Genomic DNA, 19,224 nt, shown 5'->3' on the forward strand with positions numbered 1-19,224 from the left:
CTCGTTAGTTTAAGTCAATAGCCTCAGCTTTAACCCACATATTAATTTCTTTTTTTCCTTTGTAGTTAATCAAGTACCATTTTATACCCTTGTTATCCAATTTATCTTTAAGGATCTTTACTTTGTCCCCTTTAATTAAATACATATTTGACTTCATTAAATCGTCTGAATATAAATATGACTTTTCTTTAATCTTCACATAATTATAAGATAATATTCTTTCAGACTGTGCTGTATAACCAGTATTATTTAATATTTCCATAACATTATTAATTTTTTCAAAATCATAATTAATAGATAATAATATAGATATATAATTATTAATCTCATACTCTATTGAATCTGTAAATTTATTATTTTTTACATATATCAATAAATTTTCCCAGGTTATTGGGAAACCTAAGTTAGGGAAAATATATTTTACAAAGTCAGCTTCAGAACAAACTTCTTCTCTAGCATTTTCATTACCAATAAAAACTGCATTATCCATATCTATAATTGCACATTTTGCGTAATGAATTTTTTGATACTCATTAGGAGAAATAAGGATGTGTGAATCTAGATCATAATTAATTCTCAAAATTTTATTACTAACAGAAAAATCCTCTATATCACTTGGAAAAAATGTAACCTTAATATTTTCCTTATTTTCCTTAGAATAGCAATTTTTTTCTGATAGATTTACATCACTATTCAAAGGATCCTTTAATATTATATTTTTTTTACTATTCTTGTTATATAAAAATAAATGATTACAATTTGAATCAATCCTATCATAGATTCGATAATTATTATCTTCAAAAAGCTTTACATCTTTTGAAAAAGCCTGCAATGAAAAAAATAATAATATTAATAATTTTTTCTTCATAGTTTACCCTTCAATTTTTTAAATCTATTCACCATATCAGTACCTCGCCTATGATTTCCATAATACTCTATAATTTCTCTCTCATAGTCTTTATGCTTTTCTCCCCATGTACTAGGATCTTTACTTATATTTGGATGATTCCTATAAAAATAATTTAAAGCTTCAGCAAAATCCTCTCCCACATAACCTGGCCTATTGACATCATGATCCAATACTGTAGCTTTTCCTAAATTAGATTTTACATAGTTGACTATTTGATAACTATAACCTTTTGGTTTTTTCACTAGCGCTTTATTATTTAATCTATCAATAAAATCCTCAATTTGTAAATCTTGATACTCTTCAACAATTACAGCTTCTGCGAAAATAGCAACAGCTTTATTAGGTACAACCTTACCATAATTATCAACAGAACATTCATTCCGTAAAAACTGTTTAAGTCTTGTTCCAGTCATACCATTGTAATAAGCAATATATTTATTATTAACATAATCCACATCCCAACCACAACATTTGAAATATTTATCAAATAATGATGGGTGTTGTTGTTTAAATTTAAACATTTGAATTGGCAATTCTCCTTCTCCAGAAGAATTAATTGTTTTTTGCATAGCACCTGCTGTTAATATTTCACTATCATAGGAATGAACAGCATCCATATTCCCCTCATTCTCTGACATAGCTAGTAAAATACTTTTTTCATCTTGGGTTATTTTTCTTGTAGAAATTAGGTAGTCCCAACGAGAATAAGAGTTAAGTTTTTTATTTCCCCTGTAAACCGGTCCATAAGCTTTACCATATCTAGTGCACTTAATTTGATTAATTAACTTTTTCCCGCATTGACAACCAGTAACAGCCAACCACCCAATCAGCCCCAACGGATGCATATAATAGGCCTCCTGCTCACTATCAAATCCTTCCCCCTTCAACTTAATCCCTAAGTCTGCTACTCTTTTACCAAATCTCTCCGCCTTCTCCGCACAATTATTCTTCCTCATCAGCGCCTTAAGCTCTTCAAATTTGCCCTCTTGCTCCGCAGACCACTCACTCTTGTGTCTCACAATTATCCCCGTCAGTCGTCTACGTATTATCGGATTGGTCAATAATGCCTTTAACGTCCCAGCTTCAAACTGCACCTCTCCTTGTCGACTATCCTTGTCCACGTCCAATTCTTGCCAGATTTCTTTAAATACCGGCCCTAATCGGTCTTTTTCTTCCGGCGTCGCAGTACCCTCCGGCTCTGCGCATGTTGCTATTTTCTCCTTAAAAATACTCACTTCATGGGCTTCATCTTTAAACACATTCACGCCCGGAAATAATAAGCCATGAGTTAAATGACTATCATCTACGTAAATTCCGCCATCGTTATTATTTTCTAGCAGGCTATAAAGATACGGCTGTACATTGTAATAATCCTTACCCGTCTTATCCGTGTTCTTCTTCACGGTCTGCTTCGCTACATCCGCTAACGGCACCATGATTTCGACTTGGGTTTTCTCCAGCTCTACAACTTCGTCCTTTAGCACGGTGTAAAGCTGACTGCCTCGTGCTACATATAGAAAATTGTCTTTTATCCCTTTCTTTTCTTTATCCTGCTTATAAGCCGCCTCTGCTTTAGCTCTAAATTGCTCAATGTCGTCATAGGTAAACACTTCAAGATGTAACAGTTTCTCACCGCTTTTACCTGTTTGGTTATATTCACCCATTAAGCCCAGCACCTCTCCGGCTTTAACTTCAATTTGCCGATTTCCACTAAGTAACACTTCCTTATCCGCTTCCGTCTCTATATTGTTTTGGGATAAAAATGGAATAGCATGTTGTGTACTGTCTTCCTCTTGGTGATAAGAGCCTTTATAAATCGTCCATATATCCCCATTTGACGGGCGATGAATCTGTCCTTGTTCATCCTGATAAGATTCAATTTCGTGACGGGACGCTTTAGAGTTTGGGGACTTGATGGAAATTATCAAACCATCAGCTAATTGTGCAATCACGACACCCCGTCTGTCTTTGATCGTCACCGGATTTGCATCGGCTGATTTGGTGACATAACGTTTCTTCGGCGGATAATCTGACAACTTTGCCGTATGACGATAAAGCGAATAAAACGTCAGTACATTGTCTTTCGGATACGCCATTTTATGCTTCAACAAAAAATAGCCCGTAGAATACACCGCACTTTTCATGGGGACTTCAACTTCACTATCCTTTTTATATTCGCTATCCACTTTATAGGCAATCAATTTGCCATCGGCAATCGCACAAATCTTGTCATTCTCAAATTCACTACTCGGAAACTGCGAAGCTCTTAAATGAATCCCTTGGTGCCAAAGACCACTATCATTAAACAGAAAAGCCGATGTTTCATCACCAGCAAGACGATTAAAATATTGTTGAGAGAGATTAGTGGTATTACTTCTCGGTTTCAATGGATAAGCAACATTTGGAATTATTGGGGATTCAATTTTATTGTTCTGTTCATTTGTCTGTTTTTCTTGTTCTGACATACTTATGCTCCTTAATTACGAAAACTCAATATCCAACATATCCAAAGGTCTAGCTTCATAGACTTGAGTTTTAAACGGATTCACCGCCTCCGCTGAACCGCCCTCTTCAGTCAATTCCCCCTCAATCCGCACATTCCCTATCAATGTAATCCCTTCTTGATTTACCACAACCTCGCCCGCCGGGCCCTGCAGACGCACTTCCTCATAGCCCTCTATATTAAAATGCTTACAAATACTCTCCAGTAAATCACCGGCAAGCCATTCGCCATTCTGCGCCACTTCAATCGTGGTATCTTTACCCACCTTGATAATCGTGTCCGCATGCACGTTCACTTGGTAGTTATTGCCGATATTGAGAAGATTGTCTTTTTCGATTTTGCTGATGCGGTTGCGACCAATATGGCGCATTTGGTCTCGGTTGATAGTCAGGCTTTCATCCAGACCGACAGTTTCCATGCGGTCATGTCCGATATTCACGGTTTCATTTCGGTTAACCTGCTCCGTGCGGTCATGTCCAATTCGGCTGGTTTCGTCATGGTTGACGATATGGTTATGGTCTTTCTCTGCATGCAAAAAGATTTCTTCTTGACCTTTTTCATCTTCAAAACGTAATTCATTAAAGCCGTTGCCTTTATGCGTTTTTGATTTTATCGTCATCCGCGTTTTATGTTTCGGCAGCGGATAAGGTGGTTCGGTAGTGCTGTGATAGGTACGTCCGGTGATTATCGGTTGGTCCGGGTCACCCTCTAAGAAGTTGACAATGACTTCTTGTCCGATGCGCGGCAGCATTTGACTGCCATACTGCGCACCCGCCCAACCCTGACTGACCCGCACCCAGCAAGAACTGTGTTCGTCATGACTGCCCACTCTGTCCCACGGAAACCGGATTTTCACCCGGCCCCAGTCGTCACAATAGATTTCCTCTCCTTCCGGACCCACCACATGCGCCATTTGTGGACCGTCCACTTTCGGTTTCGGTTGTGGCAAAGGTCGCCATTGCGTGGTGTGCGGTATCAGTTTGAGGTGGTTTTCATAACGATTACCTAACGCTCCCGCCTCTTCTTCTAAAATCCCATGTTGATAACCGCGATGTTCGATTGACACAATGAGCCAAGGGCGATTAAAGTCTGCTCTACGATGCCCTTCAAGCTCAAACACATACCCCGGCACTACCCGTAAATCATCTCCCTGAGCAAAGGCGACTTCCGCTTCACGACGCTCATACTCCAAACGATATTGACTAAAAGGTTTACCCTGTTCATCCCGTTTGTATCGTCCCGGGTAGTCGTACTTTTCATAAACGCCCGCAGAATTGACCGCACTTTGCCCCCCGAGGATATTTTGCCCTTGGGCAAGCGAAGACTGTTCTAAGTTATAGCGGGGATTGGTGAAGGTATAATCACGTAAGGTTTGGCTTTGTGGGGTAAGATTGGCTTCATAGGCGAAATGCCATAACGCGGCCTGCGGACGGTCGCCTGACGGCGTGGCGTTATAAAGCAAGGTGCCTTTATGCGGGGCGGTTTGGCTATCGTTGCAGAAATGTAAGAGATGGCTGTCCGCTTGATGTTCAAAATAATAATAGGCGCCTTCTTCTGCCGCTAAACGTTCAATAAAGGCTAAATCCGTTTCCCGATATTGCACGCAATATTCTCGCACCCAATCCGCATTCGTTAAACTGAAATCCACTTGCGAGACCTGATTCTTTTGCAACAGTGTACGGAGGATTTTTTCGCTGTTTTGCTGTTGGAAGATTTTATTATCCGATTGATATCGCGCCCGACTTAACGACGGCTCAATTACCATTTTATACCGGGTTCGACTAAAACCGCTTTCGCCTTGCGCAAACCCCGTGACAATGCCCGAAACATAACGCACCGTCTCCGAACCTTGCCAAAAGGTCAAGGTCGCTTCGTTATCTAACACATCGGAAAAAGAAGAGGCGGGGTTAAAGGCGGCTAGCTCCAGTTCTAAACGGAAGAGTTTTGAAAGTCCCTCGGTTAATTGGCATGTAGCTCGTTCGTTTTTAAAAGAACAAAAAATAACCGCACGTTGTAAAGTGCGGTTAATAAATTATTTAATTCAAATCAACGGACTCTGCTTTAATCCACATATTTATTTCTTTTTTTCCTTTGTAGTTTATAAGATACCATTTTGATTTATCCTTATCTAAAAATTCATCTAATATTAGAATATGGTCATTTTTAATCAAATATATATTTGAAATATCTCCCGGCTTTTTATAAAGGTAAGCTTTATTTACAGAAATCTTAGAATCCTTTCCGTCTTTTTGCCAGTAAGAATATATATTCTCATAAACATCTAGCGTATTAAATTTGAAAAGATCTATTCCATTTAAATGAAATCTAATAATTTCATGAAGTTCTTTATCTTCTCTCACCTTGCTAATTCTAGGACATAAACTTTCATTTGGAATATAGCAAAGATCAGATATTTCATAATCAAAAAATGAAATTTTTTCTTTATCTATTTTAAACTTAAATATAAAACTATAAGCATCTGACATTGCCCTGCTTGGCTTAGCTATTTCTACTTCTAACAAATCACCATTAACTCTTAAGTCTCTTTCTCCTTCAAAAATGTAATCATCATTAACTTCTATTTTAGGTAAAATATATTTAGATTCCTTAATAGCTTTATCACCATTAAATAATTGAACAATAGAATCAGAATTATTATCAAATTTACATTCTTTAGATAAAATAAATACCTTAATTAAAAACTTATTCCCATAGGGAATCTCTTTAAATAAACAATAATCTGAACCATATGAACATAATGAAAAAATCAACGCCAATAAAAGAATAATAGTATAATTTACTCTTCGCATTTCCACACCTTTTTTGTTATAGAGAAATTATGACGTCTTTCTGCTTTAGAGACAGTATATGAATTGTGTATCTATCTTATGCTTACATAGTTGCAAAAGTCTCTTTATTATTTAGCGTATAGCCTGTTAGTCTTCAAAAGAACAAAAAATAACCGCACATTACAAAGTGCGGTTAACAAATCATTTAATTTAAATCAACTGAATCAGCTTTAATCCACATATTAATTTCTTTTTTTCCTTTGTAGTTAATAAAATACCATCTAGTTCCATCAGCATCAAACGCAGTTTTAATAATTTTTACTCTATCTCCCTTAATTAAATACATGCTTGTCTTTTTTCTATTTAAATCATATAAATAACTTTTCATTAAAACAAGATAGAAGCATTCGTTAACTTTATTTGAATAAAAATAATCACATACTCTATCTCTTATACTACTTTCTGTTTCTAAGTACCTTGTACTCTCTTTAACAAGATATACTGAATTCTCATCAATATGGTAATAATAGTCAAGTTCTTGTCCCCCTGAACCACCGAAGACTAATCTCACAACAAAAAGATCTTTTTCTTTTGATATATTATTCAAGAAATAAATTCCATCAGATAGAATATTTTCTTTCTTAAACAAGATATTATTTTTAGTTTTATTTAATACAATAAATTCTCCATCATCACTAACTGATAACTCTATATCATTATTATTTACTTTAACATTATATCTAACATCAGATAATGCAGGAGAACACATTCCAAAAATAAACGTAAAAAATAATACAAGACTACTTTTTATTTTTACATAATTCATATTTCATAATCTCCTTTAACAAATTCTGTATTTTATCCTATCATCAAATCCATTTGCGCCACCGTTGATAAGTCAACTAATAGTAGTTCCCCAATCATTATCTGCCAACACATTAAGATCTAAAACACCAAAAGTTCCCTGTAAATTTCCATAAGACACTATGGACTTATTACAATTAGCTCCTTCCATCTTAATACGATCATGAATACTTTTAGGAGCACTATTAGGATATCTCCATACACCTGGCTTATTGTTAGAAAGAGTAGCTCTTTTTTCCAAAACCATCTACCAGATTCAAATACATATACAATGAAGATTTAGCGGAGTGATTGCTAGCTTTTAAAAGAACAAAAAAATAACCGCACATTACAAAGTGCGGTTAACAAATCATTTAATTTAGATCGACGGAATCAGCTTTAATCCACATATTGATTTCTTTTTTTCCTTTGTAGCTGATGAAGTACCAAGTATCACCCTTTTCATCCTTTTCTTCTTTTAACACCCTTATCTTATCACCTTTTACTAAATACATCCTTGTTATTCTATTTGGAGAATTGTAAAGATACTGTTTATCTTTATTTATAATACCTAATGAGTTAAAACCCAACATGCTTACTTTGACATCAGAATCATCTTTTACAAAATGTATTTTTTCATCAAAATAACGCAAATCCAATGAATAGCAATATGGAATCTCATCAATTCCACTTGGATGCAGGGTAAAAAATAAAATTTCATTTATATTAAGAGAAGTAATTTTCTCTCTCGAACAAAATAATTCTGAATTATTATTCAAACTAGAAAAGTAATCCTCTACACTAGTTGCAAATGATGAATGCTCTATCTTATAGGTAACTCTATTTGTTTTTAAGAAAAAGTAGTTATCTTGCATTGAAAATCTGCTTTTACACCATGTTATATCATTATTATTTATGTTTATCTCTATTTTTGAATAATCCTCATCACACTCATAAGCATACACAGTACCATTCCCAAAAAACAAAAGAAAAAGAAACACTATAACTCGCATATATATACCTCTTTAATTAAAGAGAATTTACTATTATCCCTTTTTGCAACGTATCCACTATGAGAATAACTTGTTGCTTTTTTATTCAAGATACCCAGCCTTCTACTTATACAATCAGCTCTCCATCTGGCTGATGCGGTACTACCTCTTTCCTCAACTACCAATTTAGCAAATGCGTACTGCGTATTAGGAGGAGAGCTTAAACTCTTAGCTTTTATAATATCCTTAACTTTATCAATACCTCCTTGTTGAATGGATAGATCCACCAAGGCTGCAAAGGTTTTAAACTCTACTTTTTCCATAACAGAAGGGTGAATTCCCCTCATCCAACGAATAATATGTATAGCCGTTTTGATATATTTATCTGCATGCTCAATCTGAATTTCTTGAAATTCTCTTATTTCAGCCAATTTATTAAAAATATCCTTCCATCTAGAATTATATTTATTTTGCATATCTATAGCCCACTTCATCTGCTCGTTAGTCCCTTTATCTAACGCTTTATTTAAACTGGATAAATCTTCATTATTAGAAAAACACCCATTGAATAGGGTGGTATTTTTATTTCTCATATCTATCAAAAGCGGGCCTAAGGTATTTTGCCCGAAATTAAACTGAACAATCCCCCATGACATGCCCATGTTATCAAAATTACCAGATAGACTAGCAAATCCACCTTTTCCTTCATATGTACCCGAAATAATTAAAGCGGTTTCTTTGGCCTCTTTTAATGGCATGCACATGCCTGACAACCACCCAATCAGCCCCAACGGATGCATATAATAGGCCTCCTGCTCACTATCAAATCCTTCCCCCTTCAACTTAATCCCTAAGTCTGCTACTCTTTTACCAAATCTCTCCGCCTTCTCCGCACAATTATTCTTCCTCATCAGCGCCTTAAGCTCTTCAAATTTGCCCTCTTGCTCCGCAGACCACTCACTCTTGTGTCTCACAATTATCCCCGTCAGTCGTCTACGTATTATCGGATTGGTCAATAATGCCTTTAACGTCCCAGCTTCAAACTGCACCTCTCCTTGTCGACTATCCTTGTCCACGTCCAATTCTTGCCAGATTTCTTTAAATACCGGCCCTAATCGGTCTTTTTCTTCCGGCGTCGCAGTACCCTCCGGCTCTGCGCATGTTGCTATTTTCTCCTTAAAAATACTCACTTCATGGGCTTCATCTTTAAACACATTCACGCCCGGAAATAATAAGCCATGAGTTAAATGACTATCATCCACGTAAATTCCGCCATCATTATTATTTTCTAGCAGGCTATAAAGATACGGCTGTACATTGTAATAATCCTTACCCGTCTTATCCGTGTTCTTCTTCACGGTCTGCTTCGCTACATCCGCTAACGGCACCATGATTTCGACTTGGGTTTTCTCCAGCTCTACAACTTCGTCCTTTAGCACGGTGTAAAGCTGACTGCCTCGTGCTACATATAGAAAATTGTCTTTTATCCCTTTCTTTTCTTTATCCTGCTTATAAGCCGCCTCTGCTTTAGCTCTAAATTGCTCAATGTCGTCATAGGTAAACACTTCAAGATGTAACAGTTTCTCACCGCTTTTACCTGTTTGGTTATATTCACCCATTAAGCCCAGCACCTCTCCGGCTTTAACTTCAATTTGCCGATTTCCACTAAGTAACACTTCCTTATCCGCTTCCGTCTCTATATTGTTTTGGGATAAAAATGGAATAGCATGTTGTGTACTGTCTTCCTCTTGGTGATAAGAGCCTTTATAAATCGTCCATATATCCCCATTTGACGGGCGATGAATCTGTCCTTGTTCATCCTGATAAGATTCAATTTCGTGACGGGACGCTTTAGAGTTTGGGGACTTGATGGAAATTATCAAACCATCAGCTAATTGTGCAATCACGACACCCCGTCTGTCTTTGATCGTCACCGGATTTGCATCGGCTGATTTGGTGACATAACGTTTCTTCGGCGGATAATCTGACAACTTTGCCGTATGACGATAAAGCGAATAAAACGTCAGTACATTGTCTTTCGGATACGCCATTTTATGCTTCAACAAAAAATAGCCCGTAGAATACACCGCACTTTTCATGGGGACTTCAACTTCACTATCCTTTTTATATTCGCTATCCACTTTATAGGCAATCAATTTGCCATCGGCAATCGCACAAATCTTGTCATTCTCAAATTCACTACTCGGAAACTGCGAAGCTCTTAAATGAATCCCTTGGTGCCAAAGACCACTATCATTAAACAGAAAAGCCGATGTTTCATCACCAGCAAGACGATTAAAATATTGTTGAGAGAGATTAGTGGTATTACTTCTCGGTTTCAATGGATAAGCAACATTTGGAATTATTGGGGATTCAATTTTATTGTTCTGTTCATTTGTCTGTTTTTCTTGTTCTGACATACTTATGCTCCTTAATTACGAAAACTCAATATCCAACATATCCAAAGGTCTAGCTTCATAGACTTGAGTTTTAAACGGATTCACCGCCTCCGCTGAACCGCCCTCTTCAGTCAATTCCCCCTCAATCCGCACATTCCCTATCAATGTAATCCCTTCTTGATTTACCACAACCTCGCCCGCCGGGCCCTGCAGACGCACTTCCTCATAGCCCTCTATATTAAAATGCTTACAAATACTCTCCAGTAAATCACCGGCAAGCCATTCGCCATTCTGCGCCACTTCAATCGTGGTATCTTTACCCACCTTGATAATCGTGTCCGCATGCACGTTCACTTGGTAGTTATTGCCGATATTGAGAAGATTGTCTTTTTCGATTTTGCTGATGCGGTTGCGACCAATATGGCGCATTTGGTCTCGGTTGATAGTCAGGCTTTCATCCAGACCGACAGTTTCCATGCGGTCATGTCCGATATTCACGGTTTCGTTTCGACTCACCTGCTCCGTGCGGTCATGTCCAATTCGGCTGGTTTCGTCATGGTTGACGATATGGTTATGGTCTTTCTCTGCATGCAAAAAGATTTCTTCTTGACCTTTTTCATCTTCAAAACGCAGTTCGTTAAAGCCGTTGCCTTTATGCGTTTTCGATTTTATCGTCATCCGCGTTTTATGTTTCGGCACCGGATAAGGCGGCTCGGTAGTACTGTGATAGGTACGTCCGGTGATTATCGGTTGGTCCGGGTCGCCCTCCAAGAAGTTGACAATGACTTCTTGTCCGATTCTAGGCAGCATTTGACTGCCATACTGCGCACCCGCCCAACCCTGACTGACCCGCACCCAGCAAGAACTGTGTTCGTCATGACTGCCCACTCTGTCCCACGGAAACCGGATTTTCACCCGGCCCCAGTCGTCACAATAGATTTCCTCTCCTTCCGGACCCACCACATGCGCCATTTGTGGACCGTCCACTTTCGGTTTCGGTTGTGGCAAAGGTCGCCATTGCGTGGTGTGCGGTATCAGTTTGAGGTGGTTTTCATAACGATTACCTAACGCTCCCGCCTCTTCTTCTAAAATCCCATGTTGATAACCGCGATGTTCGATTGACACAATGAGCCAAGGGCGATTAAAGTCTGCTCTACGATGCCCTTCAAGCTCAAACACATACCCCGGCACTACCCGTAAATCATCTCCCTGAGCAAAGGCGACTTCCGCTTCACGACGCTCATACTCCAAACGATATTGACTAAAAGGTTTACCCTGTTCATCCCGTTTGTATCGTCCCGGGTAGTCGTACTTTTCATAAACGCCCGCAGAATTGACCGCACTTTGCCCCCCGAGGATATTTTGCCCTTGGGCAAGCGAAGACTGTTCTAAGTTATAGCGGGGATTGGTGAAGGTATAATCACGTAAGGTTTGGCTTTGTGGGGTAAGATTGGCTTCATAAGCGAAATGCCATAACGCGGCCTGCGGACGGTCGCCTGACGGCGTGGCGTTATAAAGCAAGGTGCCTTTATGCGGGGCGGTTTGGCTATCGTTGCAGAAATGTAAGAGATGGCTGTCCGCTTGATGTTCAAAATAATAATAGGCGCCTTCTTCTGCCGCTAAACGTTCAATAAAGGCTAAATCCGTTTCCCGATATTGCACGCAATATTCTCGCACCCAATCCGCATTCGTTAAACTGAAATCCACTTGCGAGACCTGATTCTTTTGCAACAGTGTACGGAGGATTTTTTCGCTGTTTTGCTGTTGGAAGATTTTATTATCCGATTGATATCGCGCCCGACTTAACGACGGCTCAATTACCATTTTATACCGGGTTCGACTAAAACCGCTTTCGCCTTGCGCAAACCCTGTGACAATGCCCGAAACATAACGCACTGGCGCCGAACCTTGCCAAAAGGTCAAGGTCGCTTCGTTATCTAACACATCGGAAAAAGAAGAGGCGGGGTTAAAGGCGGCTAGCTCCAGTTCTAAACGAAATAGTTGCGAAAGTCCCTCGGTTAATACAAAACTCACTACGTCAAATTCGGTATTACCATTGACTTTTAAGCTGTAACGGTAATCAGATTGGGCTGGCATATGATGGGTTCCTCTTAATTAATCAGTTGATTTTATTGTAATACAAAACAAGACGTCGTATTTAATAATCTTAATCGCTTTATTTCGTGATTATTCTGTTTTGCTTTCACAAAAACGCCGTTAAAAATGACCGCACTTTCCTCCGCATTTAACTGCGGCGCGCAGATTTCGGACGAAAACTGGCAATGATTTCCGGTTTGGTGTCGATATATAACCCGTTAATGAGTTGCAAACAATAGGGCACGGCACTGAAAATCCCCTTCACCAACACGTTGCCGTTTTCATCTTTCACGCCTTCCAACGTCTCCTTGATGGCTTTCGGCTGCCCCGGTAAATTTAAAATCAAACTTTCTTTACGAATCACGCCTACTTGACGGGAAAGAATAGCTGTCGGCACAAAATGCAGGCTAACTTGACGCATTTGCTCGCCGAATCCCGGCATTTCACGATCAGCGACAGCAAGTGTTGCATCCGGCGTAACATCCCGCTTTGCCGGCCCGGTGCCGCCGGTGGTGAGCACCAAATGGCAATGCTCCCCATCCACCAACTCGCACAGCGTCCGCTCGATTTCCGGTTGCTCGTCCGGAATCAGGCGCTCTACCACCTCAAATGGCTCCACTAACGCCTGTTCCAACCAATTTTTTAATTCTGGAATGCCTTGATCCGGATAAACCCCTTGCGATGCCCGATCAGAAACGGACACCAAACCAATCTTTAAAAGTGCGGTCATTTTTTCTCTCGTTTTTTTAAGGTTTGCGAATAAACAATTCAATTTGACCCGGAGTCGTTATCGTAACAGTAGCCCTAGGTCCAATAATATCTGACAACATGGAAGAAAATCGGCGCGGCGAAGCAAAGAGAATCCATACGATCTAACATGCCGCCGTGGCCACTAATCATATTCCCCCAGTCTTTTACGCCCATACTCCGTTTCATAGCGGACATCACCAACCCGCCTAAAAAGCCCATGAGGCAGATTAATAAGCTCATTAACACCGCTTGTACCGGGTTAAACGGGGTAAGCCAATAGAGCAAGCCACCCAGTACACTGGCGCTGACGACACCGCCCACAAAACCTTCTACGGTTTTGGATGGCGAAAGTTTCGGCGCAATTTTGTGTTTGCCGAACAACTTGCCCCATACGTATTGCAACACATCACTGGATTGCACCACTAAAATCAAGAAAATCATCAATAGCAGTTTTTTATCTTCAAAACCTTCAATATCCAATGTCAGGATTGCCGGGATGTGGGAAATACAGAAGACGCTGATCATCAATGCCCATTGCACTTTGGTGGAACGATCTAAGAAATGCGCAGTGTCGCCCAACAAGGCGGAGAGAATTGGCAAAAACAGGAAGCCATACACCGGAATGAAGATGGTGAACATACTGAACCAGTCGATCGCCACTAAAATGTATTGAATAGGCAGGATGACGTAAAAACACGCGGCAAGAGCTAAATGATCGCCACGGCGAATATAAAGCAAGGATAAAAATTCACGCAATGCCATGAAAGAAATCACAAAAAATAACCCGATCACGCCGTAAAACCCCAACGCGGCAGCGGCGAAGATAATTAAAATCATCACCCACCACGCGTTAATTCGCGCGTTAAGATTATCAATTACCGCATGAGGTGTAGAAAAGCCGACTTTGAATTTCAATCCATAACCGATTGATGACGCGATAATTAAGGTGATAATTAAACCACCAAACAGCTGCCATATTTCCATTATGCTTTTCCTTTCTCGGTTAAATTTAAACTTAATAATGCCTGTTCGGCACGGATTAAGAAATCGGCCTTATCTTCCTCTTCACGGTAGAATAACGGCTCTCCCATATATAAATCGCACAACAGCGGAATCGGCACCACAAAGCCCTTCGGCAAAACATTATGCATGTTGCTAATCCATACCGGCACAAGTTCTAATTGCGGGTTTTGCTTTGCGACGTAATACAAACCGCTTTTGAAAGGTTGTAGCGCCACATCGTCGTCCATTTTACGGGTGCCTTCAGGGAAAATAATCAGAGAATGATGTTGCAAGGCATCGCTAATTTGTTGGGTAATGGCTTGCGGGTTATCGCCGCCCCGTTCAATCAGCAACATATTAAACACCTTGTATGCCAAAAAACGCCGAATAGGCCCTTTTGTCCAATAATCCGCGCCTGCAACCGGACGGGTGTTTTTACGCACTTGATACGGCAAAGATACCCACAACAAGATAAAATCACCGTGGCTGTTATGGTTGGCAAAATACAAACGATGTTTATCCGCGGATTGCTGTTCGACATTTTTTTGCGGACGAACACCGGTGATAAAGGAGGTGAAGCGACACAAGAGAAAATCGATAAATTTAGCTAACATGTTTGTGCTCCTATTCGTTACCGACTTCAGCCAAACCAGACTTAACGCGTTTTATACAGGTGGCAATTAACAAAATGACGATAGCCCAACTCACCCAATAGAGAAAATCCGGTAGCATCGAGAGAAAAGCGTAGACTAAGCCCAACACGCCGAACAAAAACGCCCGATCGCTTTTGCCTAATGGACCATCATAACGACGAGTTTTACCTTGAACTTGCCCGAGCACACCACAAAATTCCGTCAATGCCGATAACCAAATGATCAATCCGATTTGCAAAGCGTCAAAAGGATAGACAAAAGCAAAAGGCAGATATAAGGCAGCATCGGATACCACATCAGTGATTTCATTTAAGTATCCGCCCAAACGGGATTTTTGGTTAAATTCACGTGCCAACATACCATCAATAGCATTTAGTGCCATGCGCACAAACAACCAAATAGGAATCAAAATAAAAAGCCAGTTATAGTCAGAAAGTGCGGTCAACATTAACCCTAAAATGACAGAAATAGCACAAGCAGTTAAGGTCACCTGATTGGCAGTCACACCACGTTGCTCAAGTTTTATTACAAGCGGGCGCAACAGATTTTGGAACTTGGGTTTAAGATCATAAATACTCATAAAATTGTCCTTAAAGGTTAAAAAGGAAAGAGTAAAGGAATAAGAAATATACTCACTAACATCACTAAAATAGTGAACGGCACGCCAATTTTGACAAAATCAGCAAATTTATAACCACCAGGGCCGAAAACCATGGTATTTACCGGAGAAGATACCGGTGTCATAAAGGCTGCTGAAGCCGCAATAGCAACGACCATGGCGAACGGTACCGGAGATAAATTCAGCTGGTTCGCCATCGTAATCGCAATCGGCGCGATAAGAATTGCCGTGGCGGTGTTGGAAATAAACAAACCGACCACTGCCGTGAGAATAAACAGGCTAATCAAGATCCAGTGTTTACCCATGCCACCCACCAAATTCAGCATTAAATCGACAATCATCGCCACCCCACCGGTTTTTTGCAACGCTAGGGAGAATGGCATCATGCCCACAATCAGCACGAGACTCGACCAATGAATGGATTCATAGGCGCTTTTGCTGTCCACACAACGGAAATAACCGAGCATTAAACAGGCAATTAAAGCGGCAACAACGTTTGGTACGAGGCGTGTCACCATCAAAAACACCATGACTAAAATACTTAATAAAGCATAAGGAGCTTGGCTTTGTGCAGGCACGGCACGGGTGATTTCGCTAGGATAGTTCAACACAAAGAAGTCTTTACTGTGAGTACGCATTTGCTGGATGAGTTTCCAATCACCCACGACTAACAGCAAATCCCCCGCTTTATAAGGCATTTCCACAAAATGTCCGTCAAGCACTTCACCGTCACGCTTAATACCGACAACGTTTAAGCCGTATTTGGAACGGAAGTGCAGTTCTTCGGTAGATTTTCCGATACAATCGGAATCCGGCACCAAAATCAATTCCGCCATACCGATGGAACTGGCTTGTTCCGAAAAAGACTGTGCACGAATTTCCGCCCGTTCTAAATTATATTCCTGACAGAACTCAGCCAAATTGAGTTCGGGATCGCTGCTGTCCATCAATAAAATATCTTTTTCACGCACTTCTGAGGAGCCAAGCGCCGAAATAAATATCGGACGAAAACGCTTCCAACGCTCAATCGCCAAAACATTCAAACCGAATTTGGAACGTAAATGTAATTCGTCTAAATGTTTACCGATAAGCGAAGAGCCTTTTTTCACAACAAAACGCTGCGCACGCAATTGCAAGCCGTATTCATAAATTAAATCGTTCATAGAACGTTTATCCGTGCTGTGCATCTCGCTTTCTTTATCAGACTTCAACCAACGTCGCGCCACCAACATATAACCGATACCAAGCAATAAAATGGCTAATCCGATAGGAGTAAAATCAAAGAATTTTAAGCGCATATCGGTTTCGCGGACTAACTCGGCATTAACCACCAAGTTCGGCGCCGTAGCGATTAATGTCAACATACCGCTAATCAAACCCGCCACACTTAACGGCATCATCAGGCGTTTCGGTGAAATATTCATTTGTTGGCAAATCATCAGTACCACAGGAATAAAAATTGCCACAACACCAGTAGAACTCATGAACGCACCTAACCCCGCCACAGCCAACATCATGAAAATGAGTACGCGCGACTCGCTATTACGGGAAGCCTTCAACAACCACTCACTCACCTGATAGGCTACGCCCGTGCGCACCAAGCCTTCACCGACAATAAACAACAGTGCGATTAAGATAATATTCGGATCACTAAAGCCGGCGAAGACTTCTTCCACCGTCAGGATACCGCTGAGACTAAAGACTAACATCACCAGCACGGCAACAATATCCATGCGGATGGTATTACGAATGAAGAGAATAACGGCGGCAGCGAGCAACAAAATAACCCACAACCAAGGCTCCGGATGTAAAGCATCAAATAAATGAGTGAATTGGCTCATAGCCACCTCTACAAATAAGGCGTGTTATTAGTGGTTAAATTATAACGATTTTAATAATTTTTGATAGGTGCAAAACTACGACGATATTCCGGCAATACACCAAATTCCGCTAATTTTTCCAAATGCAATTTAGTAGGGTAGCCTTTGTGTTTAGCAAAGGCATATTGGGGATATTTTTTATCCAATTCCATCATTTCTTGGTCACGCGCGACTTTCGCCAAAATGGAAGCGGCACTAATTTCAGCCACCAACGCATCGCCCTTCACCACTGCCTGTGCAGGCATCCCTAAATTCGGCGGGATCCGATTACCATCCACCAACACAAAGTGCGGTTGAATTTTCAAGTGTTTTATCGCCCGTTCCATTGCAAGCATGGAGGCATGCAAAATATTCAACTCGTCGATCTCGTGCGGTTCAGCCCGACCTAGTGCCCACGCCAAGGCTTTTTGCTTAATGTCTTCCGCCAACAATAACCGTTTCTTCTCTGACAGTTTTTTGGAATCAGCCAGCCCTTCAATAGGATTGTTCGGATCCAAAATCACTGCTGCTGTCACCACCGCACCGACCAAAGGTCCACGGCCGACTTCATCTACACCGGCGATGAGTTCATAACCTTGTGGGTACTCAAACTTATCCATGTTGTTGCTCCAATAAATCAATCACCGCCTGAGCCGCTTGCTTATCTGCATCACATTGAATTAACTGATGTAACTCAGTGAAGCGTTGAATCAAAACGTTGCGATTTTTGACCGCACTTTCCTCTTCGCTTAGATAGGCAGCCAATTTTTCTGCCAAATTCGTAGGATTGCATTCTTCTTGAATTAATTCGGGCACCAACATTTCATCTGCTAACAAATTCGGCAGAGAAACATACTTGGTTTTCACTAACCGTTTTGCCAAGAAATAAGTGAAAGGCTTCATGCGGTACCCCACCACCATCGGTGATTTACACAACATCGCTTCTAAGGCCGCCGTACCTGAGGCTAATAAGGTAGCATCGGCAACAATCATAGCAGCACGGGCATTGCCGTCTAACAGAATCAAATCAAGCTCCGGCGCAACACGTTGTTGAATTTGCTCAAACTGCTGCCGACGTTTTGAGTTAATTAACGGGACTAAAAATTTTACGTCCGGATAACGCTGACGCAATAACTGCGCTGATTGTAAGAAGGGCTCCGTTAAGAATTCCACCTCAGAACCACGACTGCCTACAAGAATGGCAAGGTAACGTTGCGTTTCGTCAAGATTCAACAGCTGACAGGCTTCGGCGCGATTCGGTTTTAACGGAATTGCGTCCGCCATGGTGTGCCCAATAAAACGACAAGGCACATTGAAACGATCATAAAAGGCTTTTTCAAAAGGCAAAAAGGCAAGCACTAAATTCGTTGCCGCCGCAATTTTATATACCCGTTTCTGACGCCAAGCCCATACCGATGGGCTAACATAATGGATGGTTTTAATGCCTTGTTGTTTGAGTTTCAGTTCTACATCTAAATTAAAATCCGGCGCGTCAATTCCGATGAAAACATCCGGTTTTAATGCTAATAACTGCTGAATAATACTACGACGGATTTTAAGCAAGCGTGGCAAATGTTTTAATACTTCCACCAAGCCCATCACGGACAATTCTTCCATATCAAACAAGCTTTCAAAGCCTTCGGCAATTATACGCTCGCCACCGATACCGATAAAACGGGCGTGAGGATAACGAATTTTGAGGGCTTTAATTAGGCCGGCGCCAAGAATATCACCGGACACCTCGCCGGCGATCAAGGCAATAAGCGGAGACTCATTAGACGGGATTACATTTGACATATAAAAACTCT

At 40.6% G+C, this 19,224-nt stretch carries 14 protein-coding genes and 1 pseudogene; all 15 read right to left on the reverse strand.

What is annotated here, in order from left to right:
* Window positions 1-4 precede the first annotated feature (4 nt).
* The 15 genes and pseudogenes from EL144_RS00260 to lpxB all read right to left on the reverse strand — a co-directional run bounded on the left by EL144_RS00260 (window position 5) and on the right by lpxB (window position 19,213).
* A complete protein-coding gene (locus EL144_RS00260) occupies window positions 5-868 on the reverse strand; it encodes a hypothetical protein (protein WP_005704790.1) in 864 nt (287 codons plus the stop codon).
* Window positions 865-3,375 carry a hypothetical protein gene (locus tag EL144_RS11430; RefSeq protein WP_232010634.1) on the reverse strand — a complete coding sequence of 837 codons (2,511 nt, stop codon included), beginning with the start codon at window positions 3,373-3,375 and terminating at the stop codon, window positions 865-867. Before EL144_RS11430 ends, EL144_RS00260 begins: the two co-directional genes overlap by 4 nt.
* Before the next feature lie 15 nt (window positions 3,376-3,390).
* A pseudogene (locus tag EL144_RS00275) lies at window positions 3,391-5,376 on the reverse strand (type VI secretion system Vgr family protein); the annotation flags it as partial.
* Window positions 5,377-5,449: 73 nt separating this feature from the next.
* The gene (locus tag EL144_RS00280; RefSeq protein ID WP_005702755.1) at window positions 5,450-6,223 is read right to left on the reverse strand and encodes a hypothetical protein; all 774 of its coding nucleotides are present in this window, start codon (window positions 6,221-6,223) and stop codon (window positions 5,450-5,452) included.
* A gap of 184 nt (window positions 6,224-6,407) precedes the next feature.
* Window positions 6,408-7,028, reverse strand: coding sequence for a hypothetical protein (locus EL144_RS11305; RefSeq protein WP_005702756.1), 621 nt, complete (start codon window positions 7,026-7,028; stop codon window positions 6,408-6,410).
* 391 nt (window positions 7,029-7,419) lie between these two features.
* The gene (locus EL144_RS00295) at window positions 7,420-8,058 is read right to left on the reverse strand and encodes a GW dipeptide domain-containing protein (RefSeq protein WP_005702758.1); all 639 of its coding nucleotides are present in this window, start codon (window positions 8,056-8,058) and stop codon (window positions 7,420-7,422) included.
* Entirely contained in the window at window positions 8,046-10,457 is a 2,412-nt protein-coding gene (locus EL144_RS11435) for a hypothetical protein (protein ID WP_232010635.1), read from the reverse strand. The genes EL144_RS00295 and EL144_RS11435 overlap by 13 nt, the downstream gene beginning before the upstream one ends.
* A gap of 15 nt (window positions 10,458-10,472) precedes the next feature.
* Window positions 10,473-12,533 (reverse strand): type VI secretion system Vgr family protein, encoded by a 2,061-nt coding sequence (locus tag EL144_RS00310; protein WP_126379358.1) that lies wholly within the window; start codon window positions 12,531-12,533, stop codon window positions 10,473-10,475.
* 148 nt (window positions 12,534-12,681) lie between these two features.
* A complete protein-coding gene (mog, locus tag EL144_RS00315) occupies window positions 12,682-13,263 on the reverse strand; it encodes a molybdopterin adenylyltransferase (RefSeq protein WP_005702789.1) in 582 nt (193 codons plus the stop codon).
* A gap of 74 nt (window positions 13,264-13,337) precedes the next feature.
* A complete protein-coding gene (locus tag EL144_RS00320; RefSeq protein ID WP_005702332.1) occupies window positions 13,338-14,267 on the reverse strand; it encodes a phosphatidate cytidylyltransferase in 930 nt (309 codons plus the stop codon).
* Complete coding sequence (locus EL144_RS00325) at window positions 14,267-14,899, reverse strand: lysophospholipid acyltransferase family protein (RefSeq protein ID WP_005702791.1); 633 nt, start codon at window positions 14,897-14,899, stop codon at window positions 14,267-14,269. The genes EL144_RS00320 and EL144_RS00325 overlap by 1 nt, the downstream gene beginning before the upstream one ends.
* Before the next feature lie 10 nt (window positions 14,900-14,909).
* A complete protein-coding gene (locus EL144_RS00330) occupies window positions 14,910-15,518 on the reverse strand; it encodes a CDP-alcohol phosphatidyltransferase family protein (RefSeq protein WP_005702792.1) in 609 nt (202 codons plus the stop codon).
* 17 nt (window positions 15,519-15,535) lie between these two features.
* Window positions 15,536-17,398 carry an SLC13 family permease gene (locus EL144_RS00335; RefSeq protein ID WP_005702793.1) on the reverse strand — a complete coding sequence of 621 codons (1,863 nt, stop codon included), beginning with the start codon at window positions 17,396-17,398 and terminating at the stop codon, window positions 15,536-15,538.
* A gap of 50 nt (window positions 17,399-17,448) precedes the next feature.
* Window positions 17,449-18,036, reverse strand: a complete 588-nt coding sequence (rnhB, locus tag EL144_RS00340) for a ribonuclease HII (RefSeq protein WP_050332616.1) — start codon at window positions 18,034-18,036, stop codon at window positions 17,449-17,451.
* A complete protein-coding gene (lpxB, locus tag EL144_RS00345) occupies window positions 18,029-19,213 on the reverse strand; it encodes a lipid-A-disaccharide synthase (protein ID WP_005702795.1) in 1,185 nt (394 codons plus the stop codon). Before lpxB ends, rnhB begins: the two co-directional genes overlap by 8 nt.
* Window positions 19,214-19,224: the final 11 nt, after the last annotated feature.

It is taken from the genome of Aggregatibacter aphrophilus ATCC 33389 (genome assembly GCF_900636915.1).
GTDB classification, from domain to species: domain Bacteria; phylum Pseudomonadota; class Gammaproteobacteria; order Enterobacterales; family Pasteurellaceae; genus Aggregatibacter; species Aggregatibacter aphrophilus.

What these genes read in the sequence shown, in the direction of transcription:
- EL144_RS00260 (WP_005704790.1), bottom strand. Translation starts at nt 868, where the DNA reads ATGAAGAAAAAATTATTAATATTATTATTTTTTTCATTGCAGGCTTTT.
- EL144_RS11430 (WP_232010634.1), bottom strand. Translation starts at nt 3,375, where the DNA reads ATGTCAGAACAAGAAAAACAGACAAATGAACAGAACAATAAAATTGAA.
- EL144_RS00280 (WP_005702755.1), bottom strand. Translation starts at nt 6,223, where the DNA reads ATGCGAAGAGTAAATTATACTATTATTCTTTTATTGGCGTTGATTTTT.
- EL144_RS11305 (WP_005702756.1), bottom strand. Translation starts at nt 7,028, where the DNA reads ATGAATTATGTAAAAATAAAAAGTAGTCTTGTATTATTTTTTACGTTT.
- EL144_RS00295 (WP_005702758.1), bottom strand. Translation starts at nt 8,058, where the DNA reads ATGCGAGTTATAGTGTTTCTTTTTCTTTTGTTTTTTGGGAATGGTACT.
- EL144_RS11435 (WP_232010635.1), bottom strand. Translation starts at nt 10,457, where the DNA reads ATGTCAGAACAAGAAAAACAGACAAATGAACAGAACAATAAAATTGAA.
- EL144_RS00310 (WP_126379358.1), bottom strand. Translation starts at nt 12,533, where the DNA reads ATGCCAGCCCAATCTGATTACCGTTACAGCTTAAAAGTCAATGGTAAT.
- mog (WP_005702789.1), bottom strand. Translation starts at nt 13,263, where the DNA reads ATGACCGCACTTTTAAAGATTGGTTTGGTGTCCGTTTCTGATCGGGCA.
- EL144_RS00320 (WP_005702332.1), bottom strand. Translation starts at nt 14,267, where the DNA reads ATGGAAATATGGCAGCTGTTTGGTGGTTTAATTATCACCTTAATTATC.
- EL144_RS00325 (WP_005702791.1), bottom strand. Translation starts at nt 14,899, where the DNA reads ATGTTAGCTAAATTTATCGATTTTCTCTTGTGTCGCTTCACCTCCTTT.
- EL144_RS00330 (WP_005702792.1), bottom strand. Translation starts at nt 15,518, where the DNA reads ATGAGTATTTATGATCTTAAACCCAAGTTCCAAAATCTGTTGCGCCCG.
- EL144_RS00335 (WP_005702793.1), bottom strand. Translation starts at nt 17,398, where the DNA reads ATGAGCCAATTCACTCATTTATTTGATGCTTTACATCCGGAGCCTTGG.
- rnhB (WP_050332616.1), bottom strand. Translation starts at nt 18,036, where the DNA reads ATGGATAAGTTTGAGTACCCACAAGGTTATGAACTCATCGCCGGTGTA.
- lpxB (WP_005702795.1), bottom strand. Translation starts at nt 19,213, where the DNA reads ATGTCAAATGTAATCCCGTCTAATGAGTCTCCGCTTATTGCCTTGATC.